Consider the following 17,894-nt stretch of genomic DNA (forward strand, 5'->3'; position numbering starts at 1 on the left):
TTTATACCTTTTGCAAAGTGAAAGAGGAAAATGTGTATTTTTTGCTGAAAGTAGTGATACTTTGCAGGAAAGAATGTAAATGGGCGAGGTTGTTCCCGGTATTTTTTCAAATTACTTTTTAATAGGTCTTGGTTGATGCTTAGTCCAGATATGATTGTCACCCTGGTAACTTTTGCGATTGCGGCGTTTCTGCTTGTAACCAATTACATCAAAGGTGATCAAGTTGCCATTTTGGTCATCCTTATCCTTATGGCAAGTGGAGTGTTAACAGTACCCGAGGCATTGTCCGGTTTTTCAAATCCTGTAGTCATCATTATTACCTCAATGTTCATCATCAGTGAGGCTATTGTCTACACGGGAATTGCTCAGCGGTTAGGAGAAAGAATTATAGAGAATGGGGGGGCGAGCGAAACAAAACTCATGGTTCTGTTGATGGTGTCAGCTTGTTTTGTCGGATCTTTTATGAGTTCCACTGCAACTGTTGCCATTTTTGTTCCCGTTGCTATGGCCGTGGCGCATAAAGCAAACCTGAATCATCGGCGTCTCCTGATGCCTTTGGCCGTAGGAGCGCTAGTAAGTGGCATGATGACCTTGATCGCAACTTCTCCTAATATTGTGGTCAATAATGCACTCAGTGCATACGGACAGGAAAAACTCTCTTTTTTCAGCTTCACCCCTTTTGGGATTTTAATTTTGGCAGCTTCTCTTTTGTTTGTAGTATTTATAGGTCGGGAATTATTAGATAAACGAAAAAGTCTCCCGCGAAAGCAAGTAGGGAGATCTATTAGTGACCTTATTCAATATTACCAAATGGAACAGGATATTTATCTGCTGTCCGTCACGCCGGAGTCAGAGATGGTTGATCGGGCGATTGCGCGTTTACAGTTACGCAAAGAATATCATGTTAAATTAATAGGGATCCAAACGGTCGAAAACGGTAGAAAAGTAGTGAAAGCGGTCAGGCCTGAAACCGTTATAAAAACAGGAGATATCTTGGCAGTCGTTGCCCGGGAGCAACGGATAAATACCTTATTGGAAAAATTTAAGCTCAAGAAAAAAACTTCGCCGATTGATCCTGTAAGCCGGAAACTTTTTTTCCAGGTTATTGGAGCGGCTGAAGTTATGCTTACTCCCGATTCAACACTGATTGGAAAAACAGTAAAAGACACGTTGTTCCAGTCTCTTTTTCACTGCATGGTGCTGGGAGTAAGAAGAAAAGGAGAGACAATTACGGAGAATATCACTGATGTTGCATTGCAATTTGGTGATGTGTTGCTTGTTAGCGGGGCCTGGGAAGACATTCTGAAGCTTAAGAATTACCGGGATCAATATCTGTTATTGACTTTACCTCAAGATCATCATGAAGTCATTCCAGCGGGGAAAAAGGCTACCATTGCAATGGGTATCCTCGTGGCTATGGTTGTCTTGATGGTGTTCAACATCATTCCAAATGTTGTTGCTATACTGGGTGCTGCTGCTGCATTGGTGCTTGCTCGCTGTGTTAATATGAATACATATTACAAAGTAATAGATTGGCAGACAGTTTTCCTTATTGCCGGTATATTGCCATTGACATTAGCTCTTCAGAAAACGGGCATATCCGCATATATTTCAAATTTTATGCTCCAGGTTTTTGGAGATAGCAGCCCTTTGTTAGTGCTGGCCGGAATTTTTCTTATAACTGTCATTACTGGTCTTTTTGTTTCGAACACACCTACAGCCGTTCTTGTTGCACCAATTGCGGTAGACATAGGGCTCAAGTTGAGTGTGTCGCCTCAAGCCTGTGCGATGGTTGTTGCTATTGCCTGCTCTGCTGCATTTGTCTCACCTGTAGGGTCACCGGTAAATATGGTTGTACGAGAACCTGGAGGGTATAGCTTGAGTGATTATGTCAAAGTGGGCGTGCCATTGCTATTTATTTCGATGGTAATCGCTGTATTGCTTGCTTGGGTAATTTACATTTAGGCCATCTGGCATAGCCCGGATTTCTCATCAGTGAAGTTTTTCGCAGATCAAGGCGCAGGACACGCAGTAGGTAAGCGTATACTCCGATAGTAAGCTACCGCAAATGGCCTGCAACAAAGGTCTCTTTTTGTGTCTGGCCTTTCTTATGTGCGTCCTGAACTGCAGGATTACACCAAGGTCGGAATTATTTTTGGTTCTTTGTTAAGCGGAATATGTGACTACCTCATTCTCTACTTGAGTACCCGAAATGCTCAATGATCAAGTATGTAAATTGATCATGTTTGTTCAATTCTGTAATTATTTACTCCCCTTTGCGAGCGTCTTGATATGAACATGCTAACCTGGCTGGGTATTTTCTTTTGTATTTCCCAATCGGCCATGTTTTCAGGTCTCAACCTTGCGTTCTTTAGTATCTCAAGGTTACGACTTGAGGTTGAGAAAGGTCAAAATAATAAAGCTGCTGCCAAAGTGCTGGAGATGCGCAATGACAGTAATTTCCTCCTCACAACAATCCTGTGGGGCAATGTAGGAATAAATGTTTTACTCACGTTACTTTCCAATCACGTTCTTTTTGGGTTTGCTGCGTTTCTTTTTTCGACCGTATTTATCACTGTTTTTGGTGAGATAGTGCCACAAGCATATTTTTCAAGGCATGCTTTGAAAACTGCATCGGTTTTACTGCCTTTGCTTAAACTATACCAAATAGTGCTCTATCCTTTTGCAAAGCCAACGGCTTTGCTCCTTGATAGATGGCTTGGTCATGAAGGAATGGAATTGTACAAAGAGCAAGCACTTAAAAAAATGATTGGACTGCACCTAAAAAATAATTCCAGCGAAATTGACAAGTTCGAGGGGGTTGGCGCGCTAAATTTTCTCAGTATTGATGATATCTCAATCATCGAAGAAGGTGAGGTGGTTGATCCGCTAAGTATTATTTCGCTACCATTTGAAAATGATAAACCAATATTTCCAGTTTTTACGAATGATTCTGCTGATCCATTTCTAAGATTAGTTCAAAAGTCAGGCAAAAAGTGGGTAATCGTAACAGATGAATCGGATAAACCATACTACGCCTTAGATGTAGATATTTTTTTGAGAGAGGTATTGTTTTCTGATTATTCATTAAATCCAATTCGTTACTGCCATAAACCAATCATTGTGTATAATCCACTTACCCCTCTTGAAGAGGTAATTACTAAGTTGAAAGTAAAGCCTCAAAGGAAAGATGATGATGTCATAGATGAAGACGTGATCCTTTTATGGAGTGAAAAGAAAAAAGTAATCACAGGTTCTGATATTCTTGGAAGGCTTCTTCGAGGAATTGCACGTATAAGCGTATAAATTGCTGAAAATATATAGATTGATTAAGAAAAAATGTGTCCACTCACAATCAATCAGCCTTTCTAAGTTCTGTTATTATGGCTTTATCTCTGAGGTACAAATCTTTTCTGAAAGAAATATTTCCTGTGTCATCCAAAAAGGCAGTGAAATACACTATATATACTGGAACAGGTCGATTTAAATGAATTCTTACAGTTTTTCCTTTCTCAATCATTGCATCTATATTTCCAGCTTCTTCCATTCGGCTTTCATTACCAAGCAACCACTGGGCTAACTTGATTGGTTCGGATAAACGAATACAGCCTGAACTGAAACTTCGTTCCTGCTTATTGAATAATTTTTTATCGTTAGTGTCGTGTAGGTAAATAGAAAATTTATTGGGAAACATGAACTTTATTTGTCCTAATGCATTATGAACACCTGGTTTTTGACGCAACTGATAATTAAAACTCCGGCGACTGACTTTGCTCCAATCTACCCTGGATAGCGGCACATACTTGTCAGATGGCGGTATTTGAACCTCAAAGCCTTGTTTTTCTAAATCAGACGGATTTGTTTTTAACATTGGTAACTTATCAGCTGTTGCCAGCTTGTGAGGTACATTCCAATACGGATTAATCTCCATATATTTTAAAGTTTCGGTGAAAACAGGCGTGTTTCGATAAGGCTTTCCAACCACAACTTTCATTGAAAAAGCATTTTCATTATTCTGGATTGCCCGCAATTGAAAGGCTGCAATATTTACCCTTAACATAACAGGTGGCAATTCGTGGGGCAACCAGCGCCAGCGTTCAAGGTTGGCGTCTATTTTGTCTATAAAAGAGGCAGGTGTCGCGTTCAACATATCTAGAGTGGCTTGACCGACAATGCCATCTGCCTCCAGACCTGCCGCCTCCTGAAAGGATACCACCGCTATCCTTAGCGAATCATCATATCCATTTGAATGTTCACCTGGTCCCAATAATCTTGTTTTTAAGAGGGTTACGCGCTCATTTGATACTCCAGGTTTCAGCACAGGTCCTGGGGGGATCTGCACTGCAATATTTTTACCTAACCCAACAATACGATTTCTTTCTGCTAAAAGAGCCATGTATTCAGGGTGATGTGGCCAAAGAGCATCTAGGGTAGAGAGTACGCCATTTCCAGAATTCGATAATTGATTTAATACCTCAGTAGGATTTTTTTGAAGAGGAATCAGGTGCCAATCGGGATCGAGTTTTTGAGTGAAAACTGCTCCTGATGACCGATGAATAGCCTGGCTGAAAAAAGCATCCGTTGCCAATAGGTCAAGATCGTTATTTGAGAGTGCTTGAGGGTTGGATAATTTTGTAAGGTGATAGCGCTCAGGATTTAACCCGTGTTTTTCAGATTGAAGTATAGCTTTTAATAGTTCGGGAAAAGCTTTTGCCAGAGCGCCCCCATTAGTCCATAACAATCCTTTTTTACTCGACAAATAGTACTCAGCTGTGTGTCGTGGGCTTTGTAGGAGGCATCCAGACACCATTTTGACTTCTCCAGACTTGATCCTTTCTGCAAGTGTTTTGAAGTCACTCGGTAATTGTGCTTGAGAAACTGCTGGGAACAACAATAAAAAGAGAATAATTTGTCTTATTAGCATGGGGAAAGCAAGTAGTATGTTGATGTTGTTTGTTGAAGCGCTCAAATCTGTCATGCAGCTTCGATGTGTGTGGAGCCTACTACCCAACTAACACTTGTACTATATAAAAAAAGCTTGCTCCCTTGATTACCAAGTCCCCTGTAGCTTGAATCAACATAAAATCTGATTACGTACAAAACTCAGCCAATTATCTACCGAAACAGACAGGCAGGGGACTGGTTTTATTTCTCTTTAAACCCGGGAGACAGATCGAAGTCTCCTACCTCAGCACTGAGAAATTCAGGTAAGCGAAGACTCTGATCTGTCTCCCGAGTCCAAAAAATGGCTGAGTTTCATGGGTAATCAGAATAGTTTTAGAATCCGGAAATTTCGTAAAGTGGCTTTCTTATTCTGTAAGATACTTTTTCCTTCGAGCATTTCGTGGCTTTTATTTTTAAAATATAACGGACCATCCGGTACCTCACTCGGTAGCCTTTGTTTGAAAGAGTTATTTGCTTTGTTTCTGAGTAATAGGTTTACCTATTTTCAGGAAAATTGTATGAACATTCCTGATGATGATTGCAGCTAAGTCGGGAGTGTCAACGATGGTGCTGTCTTGAGTAGAGTGTCTTTGGTCTCGCTCTGGAAGTTCATGATATGCGGGAAGGGTAACACCGCTCTTTTGCGTATTTTCCTTTCCGAAGTTCTTAAACAATAAATGGAGGAGAGAGTATGAGGAAAATTGGTTTACTGTTCGTTTCTGTTGTAGTGATGTTGGCTTTAACAACAGCAGCATATGCTGAGAAAACACTGCGAATTAGTTTGCAGTTACCGTTAAAACATCATCTTGGGCAAAATTTATTGGATTTTAAACAAGAGGTGGAGAAAGCAAGTAACGGTTCCTTGAAAATCGAAATCTATCCATCTGCTCAATTATACAAAGATAAAGAAGTGCCGCAGGCAGTAGCTTCCGGCGCAATCGAGATGGGGGTTGCATCACTTACCAGATTTGCAGGTACTATTCCTGCCGTAGATATTTTTTATGTTCCATTTATGTTTGATAGCCCTGAAAAAGTGCAAAAAGCAACCGCTGCCGGGTCTAACATCAGAAAAGCACTTGATGATGCTATTTTGGGCACAGGCACCCGTGTACTGTGGTGGCAGGCATACGGTAGCTCAATTATCCTTTCCAAAAAGAATGTGATAAAAACTCCTGCCGATATGAAGGGCAAGAAGGTTCGTGTCTTTGGAAAAACCCTCGGCGATACAGTTACTACCGTTGGTGGCGCTCCTACCATGATGTCTGGTTCAAAACAGTTTCTTGCCTATCAGCGCGGGACTGTTGATGCGGGGATGACAGGTATTACCGCAGTGAAATCCAGAAAACTGTATGAAGTTATGGATTACATGACGCTTACCTATGATGCTGATATTGAGTTTATCGTTATTATCAATGAAAAGGTCTGGCAAGGGCTCACTGATCAAGAACGAGCTGTTATCAGCAAAGCTGGTTTGCGTGTAGAAAAAGAGCTTCGTGATAAAATGGGTACCATTGAACAGGAATGTCTGGATTTCGTACAGGATAAAATCGAAGTAGTTGACTTAAACGACGCAGAAAGAGCTGAGTGGCGTGCAGCGACCAAGCCTGTTGTTGAGAGATTTGAACAAAGAGCTGGAGAGCTTGGTAAGCAGATAGTGGCTGAAGCACAACAGTTATAAGATTTTGAAAGAAACGATCCGGGTTGTAACGGCCCGGATCATTTTGATGGTGACGTGGTGATAAAGATAATTGATACAATAACAAAGGTTGCTGCTTCCTTCTCAGCGTGGATGCTGTTTGTGATTGGAGTTATGGTCACTTTTGAAGTCGTTATGAGAAAAGTGTTTAACTCACCAACCATCTGGGTTGATGAGACCGCCAGATTCTGTCTGGTGTGGGCAATATATCTTGCAAGTGCCCATATTCTAAAAAGCAGAGAGTTGATAACCGTTGAGTTATTCACAGGCTCGTTATCACCGGCAAAACTGAAAATATTGGAATTTTTTGCTCTTACCATCATTGCTATCTTTTCTGCGGTAGCCACGTATTATGGTGCCGAGGTCGTTCTCGAGTCCATTGATATGGGGCGAAAAACTTCCTCCATGCTTGGCGTGCCGAAATGGATTACTGAAAGTGCCGTGCCGGTTGGGTTCGGTCTTCTCTTGGCCCAGGCAGTTGTTGAAATGATCAAGCTTGCCAAAGGCGGTGAAGTTACCGCTAGCGCTGAACATAAAATTTAAGAGGAAGTAGTAATGACTTCGATACTTATACTTGCATCACTGGTCATATTGCTTCTTTTGCGAGTGCCGGTTGCTTTTACTTTAGGGGGCTTGGGATTGCTGCTGCTTGTGATGAAGGGCTTCACTCTTTCCATGGTTCCTTTGTCGCTTTTTAGCAGTATGGATAGCTTTATTCTTCTTGCTGTACCCCTTTTTCTTTTGATGTCCAATGTTTTGCTCAAAGGTGGAGTTGGGACAGATCTGTTCAGGGCTGTGCAAAGCTGGGTTGGTCATTGGCCGGGTGGGCTTGGTGTGGCCACAATTATAAGCTGCGCTCTTTTTTCTGCAATTTCAGGATCTTCAATTGCTACAGCCGCAACCATTGGAACCGTAGCCATCACTGAAATGACAGAGAGGGGGTATCACAAACCATTTGTGCTTGGTTTGATGGCTGCTGGTGGAACGTTAGGCATTCTCATTCCTCCTTCGATCCCAATGATTGTGTATGGGGTGATCACCGAAGAATCAATTGTTGGCCTCTTTTTGGCGGGAATCGGGCCGGGGATATTTTTAGCATTTTGTTTTATCCTCTTTTGTTTTGTCTACGCCAAGTTTGGCAAAGGGTATCAACCCGTTGCAAAAGCGACATGGAAAGAACGAAAAGATGCTACATTGCTGGCTTTTCCAACTGTATTACTGGCTGCGATAGTGGTCGGTGGTATTTATGCCGGCTGGTTTACTCCTACCGAATCTGCTGGAATTGGTTTTGCCGTTGCCCTTATTATTGTTTATGTAATGGGACGAATGAACTGGACCAAATTGAAGGAAGCTGTTCGCACTTCAATGGTAACCACAGTGACCATCTTTCTGATTATTGCCGGAGCAAAACTTTTTGGTAAAGCCATCACGCTCTATCAGATCCCGCAGGAGATTTCATCTGCCATTGCGATGAACATAGCACAACCCGGATTTTTTGTGCTGATTGTCTGTGCTGTTTTGTTGGTGATGGGGTTCTTTTTAGAATCACTCTCCATGTTACTGATTATGATGCCGGTGCTATATCCATCGTTAGAGCCGTTGATGATTGATCCAATCTGGTTTGGGGTTTTGTTTGTCGTTATGATTGAGTGTGCTCTTATCACGCCACCTGTTGGTCTCAATCTCTTTGTAATCCAGGCTGTGGCAAGGGTTCCGCTGGGAGAGGTGATAAAGGGTGTTTGGCCGTTTATTCTTATCTTGCTGGGCACCGTGGTGTTGCTTTGGTTTTTTCCTGGACTGGCAACGTATATTCCGTACAACCTTTAATTGTAGATGATTATGACTTCTCCAGCTCAACAATTACGAGAACTGCTTGCCAAGGATCAGTGCCACATTATGCCCTGTTGTTATGATGGGTTAACTGCGAAAATGATTCAGCAGGCGGGCTTTGCGCTTACCTTTATGTCTGGATTTTCAGTTGCTGCTGCTCGCCTAGGCTTGCCGGATACTGGGCTCATTTCTTATGGAGAAATGCTTGATCAGGGCAAAAATATCTGTAGTGCAGTATCCATCCCCGTTATAGGCGATGGAGATACCGGATATGGTAATGCCATGAATGTGTACCGCACCGTAAAGGGCTATGCTCAAGTGGGATTTGCCTCGGTGATGATTGAAGATCAGGTGTCGCCCAAACGTTGTGGGCACACCAAGGGAAAGCTTGTTGTTGAGCAAGGTGAAGCTTTTGAAAGGGTTGCTGCAGCGGTTGATGCGAGAAATGAGGGGCAAGATATTCTTATTATGTCGCGAACCGATGCGCGGGCTGTCCATGGTCTGGATGAGGCAATAGTACGGGGGCAAAAATATGCTGAACTGGGAGCTGATATTATTTTTATTGAAGCTCCGGAAAGCGTTGATGAGATGAAGACCATCTGCAAGGAGGTTCCCGGCGTTCAAATGGCTAATATTATTGATGGTGGAAAAACACCGGTTTTATCACCTGAAGAGTTGCATGCAATAGGGTTTAAAATTGCTGCTTATCCATTAACGCTGATTTCTGCTGCCATGCAGGCCATTGAGCAATCCTTACAAGCTCTGCAAAAGGGCACGCAGCCATCGGCAATAATGGCTTTTGATAAGGTCAGAAAAATCGTCGGGTTTGATGATTATTATAAGGAAGAGGAGCGCTATTCAGCCTCGCGTCGCTAATATGCCGGCCGTTAACCTCCGTCCCGAACTACTACTTTTTAAATAATGTCTTTACAAAACAGCGCTACACCCGGAGAGGCGGCCTGTCTTGCCGCATACTCCGGCAACTCCCTTTGTTTGAAGCCAAGCTGCATGTAGAGCGAGTGCAGCCTGGGATTGTTGGTAAGTGAAATAATTCGTTTAAATCCCTTCTTTTTTGCCTCATCCTCAAAGGCGGTAACCGTAAACACGCCTACACGCTGATTCCGAAACCGGGTAGATATTGCTAAAGCGCCGAGTTCAACTGTGCTGGGATCAATTTCTATTTGCTCCACACAGCCAACAGCAATCCCATCTATCATTGTAAGGCGGAAACGTTGTCTGTGTTCAAAGAGATACTGTTTGTTTCGTGGTTTCAGAAATCCTTTTTTTGCATAGAGTCCCAGGATACCAACTAACATCTCCACGTCGTTATCGGTGACTGCAGGGATAAACTTTTCCTCGAAGTTGTTGGCAATCAGGGTGCCGGTGCCTTCCACGGTGAACAGTTCATGCTTGATCGTGTTTTTACGCGCAGGAAGGATGTGGACACGATTGTACGCACCATCAATGATGCGGCTGCATATCTGTTTCAGAACGCCTGCTATGTTGATATTGGTGTAAATTTCGTCATTTTGTTGCAGCGTTGCCTGGGTTGTGAGTGTGTTAATCCGGTGTCCTTTTCGGTCGCAAAGGTATTTTCGTTCCAGAAAAATAAGCTTGAAAACAGACTGTTCTCTGTCCAGGACATGGGTATAAAAGTCCACTTCCGGTGTAACTCGTTTAATGGTTGTTTCAGGAAGACGATCGGCAAGTAAACGGAAATGTTTTTGATTGGCAAACCGATTGGCCATGTTGTGGTAGAGCGTTGTTCGGATACCATGCCGAACAAGAAACTTAATATCCGCCACAATGTGGGAAAAATTATCCCGCAAGATACCTTCCCGGCAGGCAATACAAATATGTTTGCCTGTTAAGGCTTGGTGATATTCATCGAGATATAATCGTGGCATTGCTATCTTCCATTCAATCAGTGCTGGTACTAGCCCAGATGTTTCATAAATATTTTGGTATTTTTGAAAAAAGAATTAACTTTGAAACCATACAATAAAAGTAAATCAGATATCAAAGGGGTAACTGCACTCACAGGTACCCCATGGAGTCTCCCTTCGGTAATTTATCTCTTCGGACGATTATTCATTCCCTCGTAGGCAGGCTCCTAGGGTTACTTTTTCCGTCTGGTGCATTTATTGGGTTGTTTGCTTGCCAATTTCCTTGGCTATATCGTTTGGTGAGCCTGTTTTACGGGCGATTACGCTATAGGCAACCGGTACGATGAGCATGGTGAAAAATGTTGCGACCGAGACTCCGGCAAGTATAACGACACCTATCGTAATACGTGTTTCTGCTCCGGCCCCACTGGCCAATACGAGTGGCAAGGCTCCGGCCACCGTTGTTAGACCTGTCATCACAATTGGTCGAAAACGTTTATCCGCTGCTTCCATGATAGCACTATCGAAACGCATGCCCTCATCGCGAAGCTGATTAGCAAACTCTACAATCAAAATACCATTCTTTGCCGCCAGGCCAACGAGCATAATGAGTCCGATTTGCGAATAAATATTCATCGAACCGCCTGTAAACCATAAGCCAAAAAGTCCCCCTACCATGGCAAGTGGAACGGTCAGCATGATTACCAGGGGATGTATCCAGCTCTCAAATTGTGCCGCCAGCACGAGGAACACAACAGACAGCCCCAGCAGGAAAACAAATATCATGGAGTTACCGGAACGTATAAAATCTCTGCTTTGCCCTTTATAGTCAATGATGGCTTCAGATGGCAGGTATTCACGCACAATCTTTTCAAGGTGGTCCAGAGCTTCGCCTAGCGCATAACCGTCAGCCAGGTTGGCTTCCAGGGTAATGGAGCGGATACGATTATAGCGGGAAAGCGTCTGGGCAGCACCATACTCCTTGATTTCAACAATATTGGAAATTGGCACCAGTTGGTCTGTTCTATCTGAACGGACATATATATTATTCACATCACTAAAGGACTTTTGTTGCTCACGCTCTCCTTCCACGATGACATCATATTCTTCGCCATCACTCAAAAACGTCGTGACATTTTTGCCTCCCATCATAGTCTCAAGAGTGGTCCCTATTTCTGAGACAGTTACACCAAGATCGGCAGTACGTTCATAATCGACAACAAAGTCAATCTGCGGGCGTGTCTCTTTATAATCGCTTTCCAATCCTATTATACCCGGGTTATCCTCGTTTACTTTTTGGATAATGATATCCCGCCACTTAGCCAGGGTTTCATAAGTAGGACCACTGAGAACAAACTGAACAGGTTTTCCAGTTCCTCCTCCTAATCCCTGACGCATTATTGGAAATGCACGGACTCCCGGCAGGTCTGACATATTTTGCCTGATTTCTGCCATAATTTCAAAAGCGGACCTGCGTTTGCTCCAATCATTGAGAATCGCAATCACAAACCCTCCATTGAAATTTTCGATTGTACCAAATCCCCTGGGAGCTCGAATGAGCACACGATTGATTTCACCAGCCTCAACATATTTCATCATGCGTTGTTCGATCTCATTCATATACTCTTCCATGTAGGCAAAACTTGCACCTTCAGGCCCTGTCACTGCTATAAAGAAGGCTCCCCGATCTTCTTTTGGGACAAATTCTGATGGGATTTGCCTGTACATGCCATATAAAGAGCCAATGACAATCAGGAACGCGGTTAGAGTAATCAGCGGCGCCCGCATGGCTCTTGTTAAAACTGAGAAATAAAGGGCCTTGGAGGAACGAACTGCACCATCGACTATTCTCACGATTATATTTGATTTCTTTTCCTCTTCCTTCAATAACTTTGAGGCAAGCATTGGACAAAGTGACAGCGCGACAAAGGAAGAAAAACCCACAGCAGCTGCTATTGTTAAGGCAAATTCCGTAAAAAGCCTTCCCAGATCACCCTCTAGAAATGTTATAGGAATGAACACTGCCATCAGCACCAGTGTCGTTGAAATGACGGCAAAACCAACCTGACGTGCACCATTATACGCAGCCATAAGCGGGGACTCGTTATATTCCTGCATTCGGCGTACAATATTTTCCAGCATCACAATCGCGTCATCAACGACCATGCCAATGGCGAGAACAAGTGCCAGCAAGGTCAGTAGATTCACCGAGAAGCCAAGGACATACATGATGATAAAAGTGGCAATGAGGGAAACCGGCACCGTAACGGCTGGGATTAACATTGCACGTATTTTTCCCAAAAACAGATAAATGACGAGAACTACACAACCAACCGCGATAAAAAGACTGGTAAAGACTTCCCTGATTGAGGACTCAATGAACACTGCAGAGTTGTAACTCTGGTAGATGTGCATACCATCGGGTAGATTTTTGTTCACCTTTTCGGTCAGAGCGATTACTGCATTGGCCACATCAATTGTATTGGCCGTGGACTGTTTAATAACACCAATTCCAACCATGGGAACTTCGTTGCCGCGAAAGATGTTACGATCTTCAACAACGCCAAGTTCAACCCGGGCAACATCTGCCAAACGGATGAGATAGCCGTCTTCTCCTTCACCGATAACCAGGCGATTAAAAGCGGCTGGAGTTTTAAAGCTGCGGTCAACACGTGCCTTGAACAGGCGTTGATCTGATTCCAGTGAACCCGCAGGTAGTTCAACATTCTCGGATCGTAGTGCACGCTCTATATCGGAGACACTCAAATTACGGGCTGCGAGTTCCTGGCGGTCCAGCCAGACACGTATCGCATAATTTAATCCACCGCCTACCCTCACACGAGCAACGCCATCAAGTGTGGAATACTGATCGACGAGGTAACGCTCAGCATAATCTGTCAGGTCCGGCACGCTCATCGCGTCACCGGCAAGATTCTGCCAGATAATAACATCATCGTTGCTGTCCACCTTCTGTACTTCCGCGGGTTCCGCCTCATCAGGTAGATTGTCGGCAATCCCGGAGATACGATCTCTTACATCGTTGGCAGCTGCGTCGATATCGCGATCAATGGAGAATTCGATGGTGACGTTGGACTCACCGTCTTCAGAAGAAGATTCGATAAACTCGATCCCTTCAATACCCGCGATCCGTTCTTCGATAATTTCTGTGACACGGGTTTCAACAATATTGGCAGGGGCCCCCGGATACTCTACCTCCACGGTTACCACAGGTGGATCAATGTCAGGATACTCCCGCAGTGACAGTCTGATATAAGAAACAATCCCAAAGGTAATCAGAAGCAATGAAAGTACGCTGGCAAAAACAGGGCGCTTAACGGAGATGTCAGACAAAAGCATACTTATTCTCCGTTGATCTTTTGCTGTAGCATCTCATCCAGCGTGGGATTATCATTATCAAGTGCCCTGACAACAACTCTGTCTCCATCCTGCAATCGCAGGGTTCCATGGGTAACGATCCGGTCCCCCTCTTTTATGCCGCTGAGCACTTCAACCATTCCTTTTTTTCTCGTCCCCAGCTTCACAGCAACAAAGGATACTTTTGTATCGTTTCCTTCCTTGGATAGAGTAAAAACATAGTTTTTATTTCCTTCCGGAACGACGGCTTCTTCAGGGATCACGATCGCTTTTCTCGGATTTTTTTGCAGTACCACGCGCATCAACATTCCAGGCAGCAATTTGTGTTCACTGTTTTCAAGGATCGCTCTCACCGTAATAGCCCGTGATACTGTGTCTACACGGCTATCAATAGATTCCACAACTCCTGCAAACACTCGACCGGGAAACGCCTTGGCTGTAGCGGTAATTTTACCTCCTTCTTCAATGGAAGGCAGGTAGCGTTCCGGTACGGAGAAATCAAGTTTTAACTTACTGTCATCGTCTATAGTCGTAATGAGCGTACCGGGTTGTGCCATAACACCAACACTGATATTCCGTAATCCTAATTTCCCATCAAAAGGGGCAACTATATGCCTCTCCTTCATTTGCGAGATAATAGCTGCTATTCGGGATTGCGCAGTCTGCATCTCAAGCTGGGCTTCATCCATGGTTGATTGGGACGCAGCCCCCCTTGTAATAAGTGGTCGGAGTCGTTCGACCTGGCGCTTCGCCTCATTGACAATAGATTTTTCCTCAGCAAGGAGGGCCTCTTCTTCAGCTGATTCCATTTCAACGAGAACATCGCCTTTTCGTACCCTTTGGCCGCTTTCAAAATTAATGACTGTTATCCGTTCTGTTACCGAAGACATCAGGTCAACTTTTTCGTTGGCCTGTAATGTTCCTAGAGCTTCAATTTCATCAACCAGATGTTGTGCCACCACATCTTGTACAAATACGGGGACAGCGGCCTTTTGTTTTGCTAGAGCAGGAAATGCAATGAGAAGTAACGCGATACACACTATGGCTTGTATTTTCATTAGAATTTAACCTTCTTGTCTTCTAACGCTGGATGTTGATCCCCCGATAGCCTGGTACAGGGATATACGGTAAGCAATAAGATTGAGACGTTCAGAAACCAGACTACGTTCAACGCTGCGCAGGTCCTGCAGTGCATATAAAACAGGCAAATAATCGTCCACGCCCTGTGTATAACGGGCTTCGGTTTCCTTAACCGTGTCTTGTAAAATGGCGAGCCGCTCACCAAGTCGTGCGAGATACTCCCGTTGCTTTATCTCCTGGTACAGTGCGTTCTCCACTTGCTCCACAGCTTCCAGAAAGAGTTGGGTGAAAGTCGCTAACCGTTCGGTATAAAGCGCTCTGTTTCTTTCAACCTCTGCCTTGCGCTTGCCCCAATCAAGGATGGGTTGAACAAATCCGCCAATAATAGTTCCTATTATGCCTGAATATGCTTGGTCCTCGGAGTAGAGATAACTACCGGTGAGCGTTATTTGCGGTAAGCGATCAGCAATGGCAGCAGCAATGTCTGCGTCTGCAGCCACCAGCTCGGCATGGGCTGCCTGTAGATCATGTCGGTTCAGAAGCAGATCTGTCGGGACTCCCACGCTCGGCAGCGTAGAGGCAAACGCAAGAGTTTCTTTGGGATCGATCCGGTTCAGCCCATCCGGCGGCTGTCCTAACAAGACGTCAAGACGATTTTCAAATACTCTTAAGATTGATTCTATAGGAGGGATAAGGCCTTTACTTTCATACACCTGGCCTTTTTGCTGAAGGACCTCGACATTGGTTCCCACACCACTTTTCTGCCTTAGTTCCAGCAGCTCAAGCAGGGCCTGGTCCGTTTCAACCTGTGATTGAAGCAACTGTAACCCCTTCTGAGCAGCAACAGCACCAAAATAAGCATTAGCCACTTCTGTACTGAGGCTAAGTCGTAAAGCCTGGAGATCCTCTTCCCGGGCCAATGCTTGATATTCATTTGCCATTGCTGTTGAGCTTATACGATCGAAAAGGTCGATCTCCCAGTTCAAAGCTAAGCCGACCTCGCTTATACTGGCACTGGCATCACTCCCTTGGGTGCCATCAGCGACATTGCCTTTCATGTCAATTTTCGGAAAGAGATCTGATCGGGATTGTATTTGCAGTGAACGTGCCTGTTGAATGCGTGATACGGCGGCCACAATATCCTGGTTTGCTGTAAAAGCCTGCTGTATCAGAGTGGATAACTGAGGTCTGTTGAAATTCAGCCACCATATCTCTTTCGGTTCCATCTCATCATCGCGTGTTGGATTGCCGAGGCTGGGAAATGACTGCGGCACCTGTACAGAGGGTTGCGCCTCATTGTCTACGGTGTGCAAAGAACAGCCTGTTATGCATAGTAGTGCTGTAAGAACTATCAGAAAACAACTGCTCTTCATACGTTTCCTCATAGGATGTTGTCGCGTCACCTTAATGAGACATAACTACTCATAGGCACTTGACGGAGTATCCCGCTGGTCTCATACCACTTGAAACGGTCACGATCTTCCGCATAGATAGGTTACCGCAGTCTTCGCTTCCCTCCGAACAATAGCGTCTCTCTAGACATGAGCAACTGTAAGCAGTTACAGGTTTTAGGTATAATAACTCAAAGAATTATCGACCCCGCAAGTTACTCCTTTCAGTACACAAGAATGGTGTCTGAACCTGATAAAACGATTTTAGACGTATTGTGATCGATCATACTCAACGTTGGTTTAGCGTTTGTCCTGTATCCGGCATGGCTTATTTACTCCGTGTCACTTCCAGGCTGACAAAAACTTCTACATCTTTTCCGACAACGCCCATTTCATAGAATTTACCTGTGCCTATGCCGTAGCTAAGGCGGTCGATAAGGATCTTTCCGTTAAAACCAGCCACTTCTGTACCGGGAACGGCGGGATGCTCTTTCACGCCCGCAAGAACCAGCGGCAGAGTCGAATCATAGCTTTTTCCTTTGACCGTGAGCTTGCCTGTTACATTGTAGACTCCACCTTCTCCTACTGTTACACTTGTGGAGGTAAACGTCATTGTGGGGTGTTTACCTGCGTCAAAAAAATCTGCCGAAACAAGGTGTTTGTCCCGTTTACTTATATTGGTGTCGATGGAGTTCACTTTAATCGTAAAGGTAAAGCTACTTTTGTCTAATGCCTCAGGGTTAAAAACAATGTCTGTGGAAAAATCATTAAAGTGGCCCCTAACTTTTGAAAAAATATGATCAACGCTGAAGTAGACATTTGAATGGGCTTTGTCCAACTCCCAGTTATCATCTGCACTGTGTGCGGCGGGGATAATGAGGAGAGAAAGCAACAAAAAACATACTATTCTACCGTAATTCATAATTATCCTCCAAGGGATTGAGTTTTGAAAACCAAACAACCTGTTTTATTCTTTTTTGCTGATTGATTTACGTTTTGTTTTGTTGGATCCGTGCCTGTACTTTGACCCACACGACACGGACCAGAAGAGCCATAAAAGTAACCAGTAAAATACTTTTTGGCACAGTGTGATCAAAAGAATCGCTAACATAGAGAACATGTACCACAATAAGGAGTACCGTGAGGTATCCCAAGGGTTTATGGATAGCTCGCCAGCGTTTGTAATCCAGGTTCAGCTTTTCCCTGTAACGCGAAGAAATCACCATTGCGATGAGGGTCCATAACAACAGAGAACCAACCATCTCCGGCCAGAATTTTTTCCCTATGGGTAAATTGGCAAGACCTTCCGGTGCCAGGATGAGAAACACATGGGCACACGCAAAAAAAACGATCAAGACACCATTTGTGCGATGCCATTGCATAATATTTTTCAGGCCAAAGGCCTTTTGAAGAAAAGATCCCCCGGCTGCCAGGATGATTTGGGTGAACAGCAGGGTGAGGGCGAGCATCCCGGCGAGTTGGCCTGCTCGAAGAGCTGTTTTGTCGAAGCCGAACTTGTACCAGAGGGTCTGTGATTCGTACACATAAGGAAGGCTCAGCGCACTTGCAAGTGCTAACAGAAAAATCGCAACAGCTATTAACCTCTTTAGATAATCCATGCTTCTCCCTGTTGTATGTTCTCATTACAATAATGGGAACGTTTGTAGAAATGTCAATTTCAACCGGGTGGAG

Annotated in this window: 13 protein-coding genes; 6 read left to right on the forward strand and 7 right to left on the reverse strand. The window is 44.1% G+C overall.

The window, feature by feature from the left end; all coding sequences use genetic code 11:
• Positions 1-150 precede the first annotated feature (150 nt).
• Positions 151-1,965 (forward strand): SLC13 family permease, encoded by a 1,815-nt coding sequence (locus ACHZCY_RS14365; protein ID WP_319550221.1) that lies wholly within the window; start codon positions 151-153, stop codon positions 1,963-1,965.
• 327 nt (positions 1,966-2,292) lie between these two features.
• Positions 2,293-3,306, forward strand: a complete 1,014-nt coding sequence (locus tag ACHZCY_RS14370) for a DUF21 domain-containing protein (RefSeq protein WP_319549371.1) — start codon at positions 2,293-2,295, stop codon at positions 3,304-3,306.
• Positions 3,307-3,355: 49 nt separating this feature from the next.
• On the opposite strand, the gene ACHZCY_RS14375 is transcribed toward ACHZCY_RS14370, so the two are convergent.
• On the reverse strand, positions 3,356-4,978 hold the full coding sequence (locus ACHZCY_RS14375; RefSeq protein WP_319549372.1) for a L,D-transpeptidase family protein: 1,623 nt from the start codon (positions 4,976-4,978) through the stop codon (positions 3,356-3,358).
• A 657-nt stretch (positions 4,979-5,635) separates the two neighbouring features.
• On the opposite strand from ACHZCY_RS14375, the gene ACHZCY_RS14380 reads away from it, so the two are divergent.
• Genes ACHZCY_RS14380 through ACHZCY_RS14395 form a run of 4 tightly spaced genes read left to right on the forward strand, consistent with a single transcriptional unit; the run spans position 5,636 to position 9,346 of the window.
• Complete coding sequence (locus tag ACHZCY_RS14380) at positions 5,636-6,622, forward strand: TRAP transporter substrate-binding protein (protein ID WP_319549373.1); 987 nt, start codon at positions 5,636-5,638, stop codon at positions 6,620-6,622.
• 57 nt (positions 6,623-6,679) lie between these two features.
• Positions 6,680-7,183, forward strand: a complete 504-nt coding sequence (locus tag ACHZCY_RS14385; protein ID WP_205224549.1) for a TRAP transporter small permease — start codon at positions 6,680-6,682, stop codon at positions 7,181-7,183.
• A 12-nt stretch (positions 7,184-7,195) separates the two neighbouring features.
• Entirely contained in the window at positions 7,196-8,467 is a 1,272-nt protein-coding gene (locus ACHZCY_RS14390; RefSeq protein WP_319549374.1) for a TRAP transporter large permease, read from the forward strand.
• Positions 8,468-8,479: 12 nt separating this feature from the next.
• Positions 8,480-9,346: an isocitrate lyase/PEP mutase family protein gene (locus ACHZCY_RS14395; protein ID WP_319549375.1), complete on the forward strand. Its 867-nt coding sequence runs from the start codon at positions 8,480-8,482 to the stop codon at positions 9,344-9,346.
• A 38-nt stretch (positions 9,347-9,384) separates the two neighbouring features.
• Here ACHZCY_RS14395 and ACHZCY_RS14400 read toward each other — a convergent pair whose 3' ends face one another.
• From ACHZCY_RS14400 to ACHZCY_RS14425, 6 genes are all read right to left on the reverse strand, one after another.
• On the reverse strand, positions 9,385-10,377 hold the full coding sequence (locus ACHZCY_RS14400; protein ID WP_319549376.1) for a GNAT family N-acetyltransferase: 993 nt from the start codon (positions 10,375-10,377) through the stop codon (positions 9,385-9,387).
• A 234-nt stretch (positions 10,378-10,611) separates the two neighbouring features.
• Positions 10,612-13,713 (reverse strand): efflux RND transporter permease subunit, encoded by a 3,102-nt coding sequence (locus tag ACHZCY_RS14405; protein WP_319549377.1) that lies wholly within the window; start codon positions 13,711-13,713, stop codon positions 10,612-10,614.
• 2 nt (positions 13,714-13,715) lie between these two features.
• Positions 13,716-14,789, reverse strand: coding sequence for an efflux RND transporter periplasmic adaptor subunit (locus ACHZCY_RS14410; RefSeq protein WP_319549378.1), 1,074 nt, complete (start codon positions 14,787-14,789; stop codon positions 13,716-13,718).
• A gap of 6 nt (positions 14,790-14,795) precedes the next feature.
• The gene (locus ACHZCY_RS14415) at positions 14,796-16,184 is read right to left on the reverse strand and encodes an efflux transporter outer membrane subunit (protein ID WP_319549379.1); all 1,389 of its coding nucleotides are present in this window, start codon (positions 16,182-16,184) and stop codon (positions 14,796-14,798) included.
• Between the two features lie 346 nt (positions 16,185-16,530).
• The gene (locus ACHZCY_RS14420; RefSeq protein WP_319549380.1) at positions 16,531-17,124 is read right to left on the reverse strand and encodes a YceI family protein; all 594 of its coding nucleotides are present in this window, start codon (positions 17,122-17,124) and stop codon (positions 16,531-16,533) included.
• A 67-nt stretch (positions 17,125-17,191) separates the two neighbouring features.
• Positions 17,192-17,821 carry a ferric reductase-like transmembrane domain-containing protein gene (locus tag ACHZCY_RS14425; RefSeq protein WP_319549381.1) on the reverse strand — a complete coding sequence of 210 codons (630 nt, stop codon included), beginning with the start codon at positions 17,819-17,821 and terminating at the stop codon, positions 17,192-17,194.
• Positions 17,822-17,894: the final 73 nt, after the last annotated feature.

Source organism: Desulfogranum marinum (assembly GCF_963675105.2).
Taxonomy (GTDB): Bacteria; Desulfobacterota; Desulfobulbia; order Desulfobulbales; family Desulfobulbaceae; genus Desulfogranum; species Desulfogranum marinum.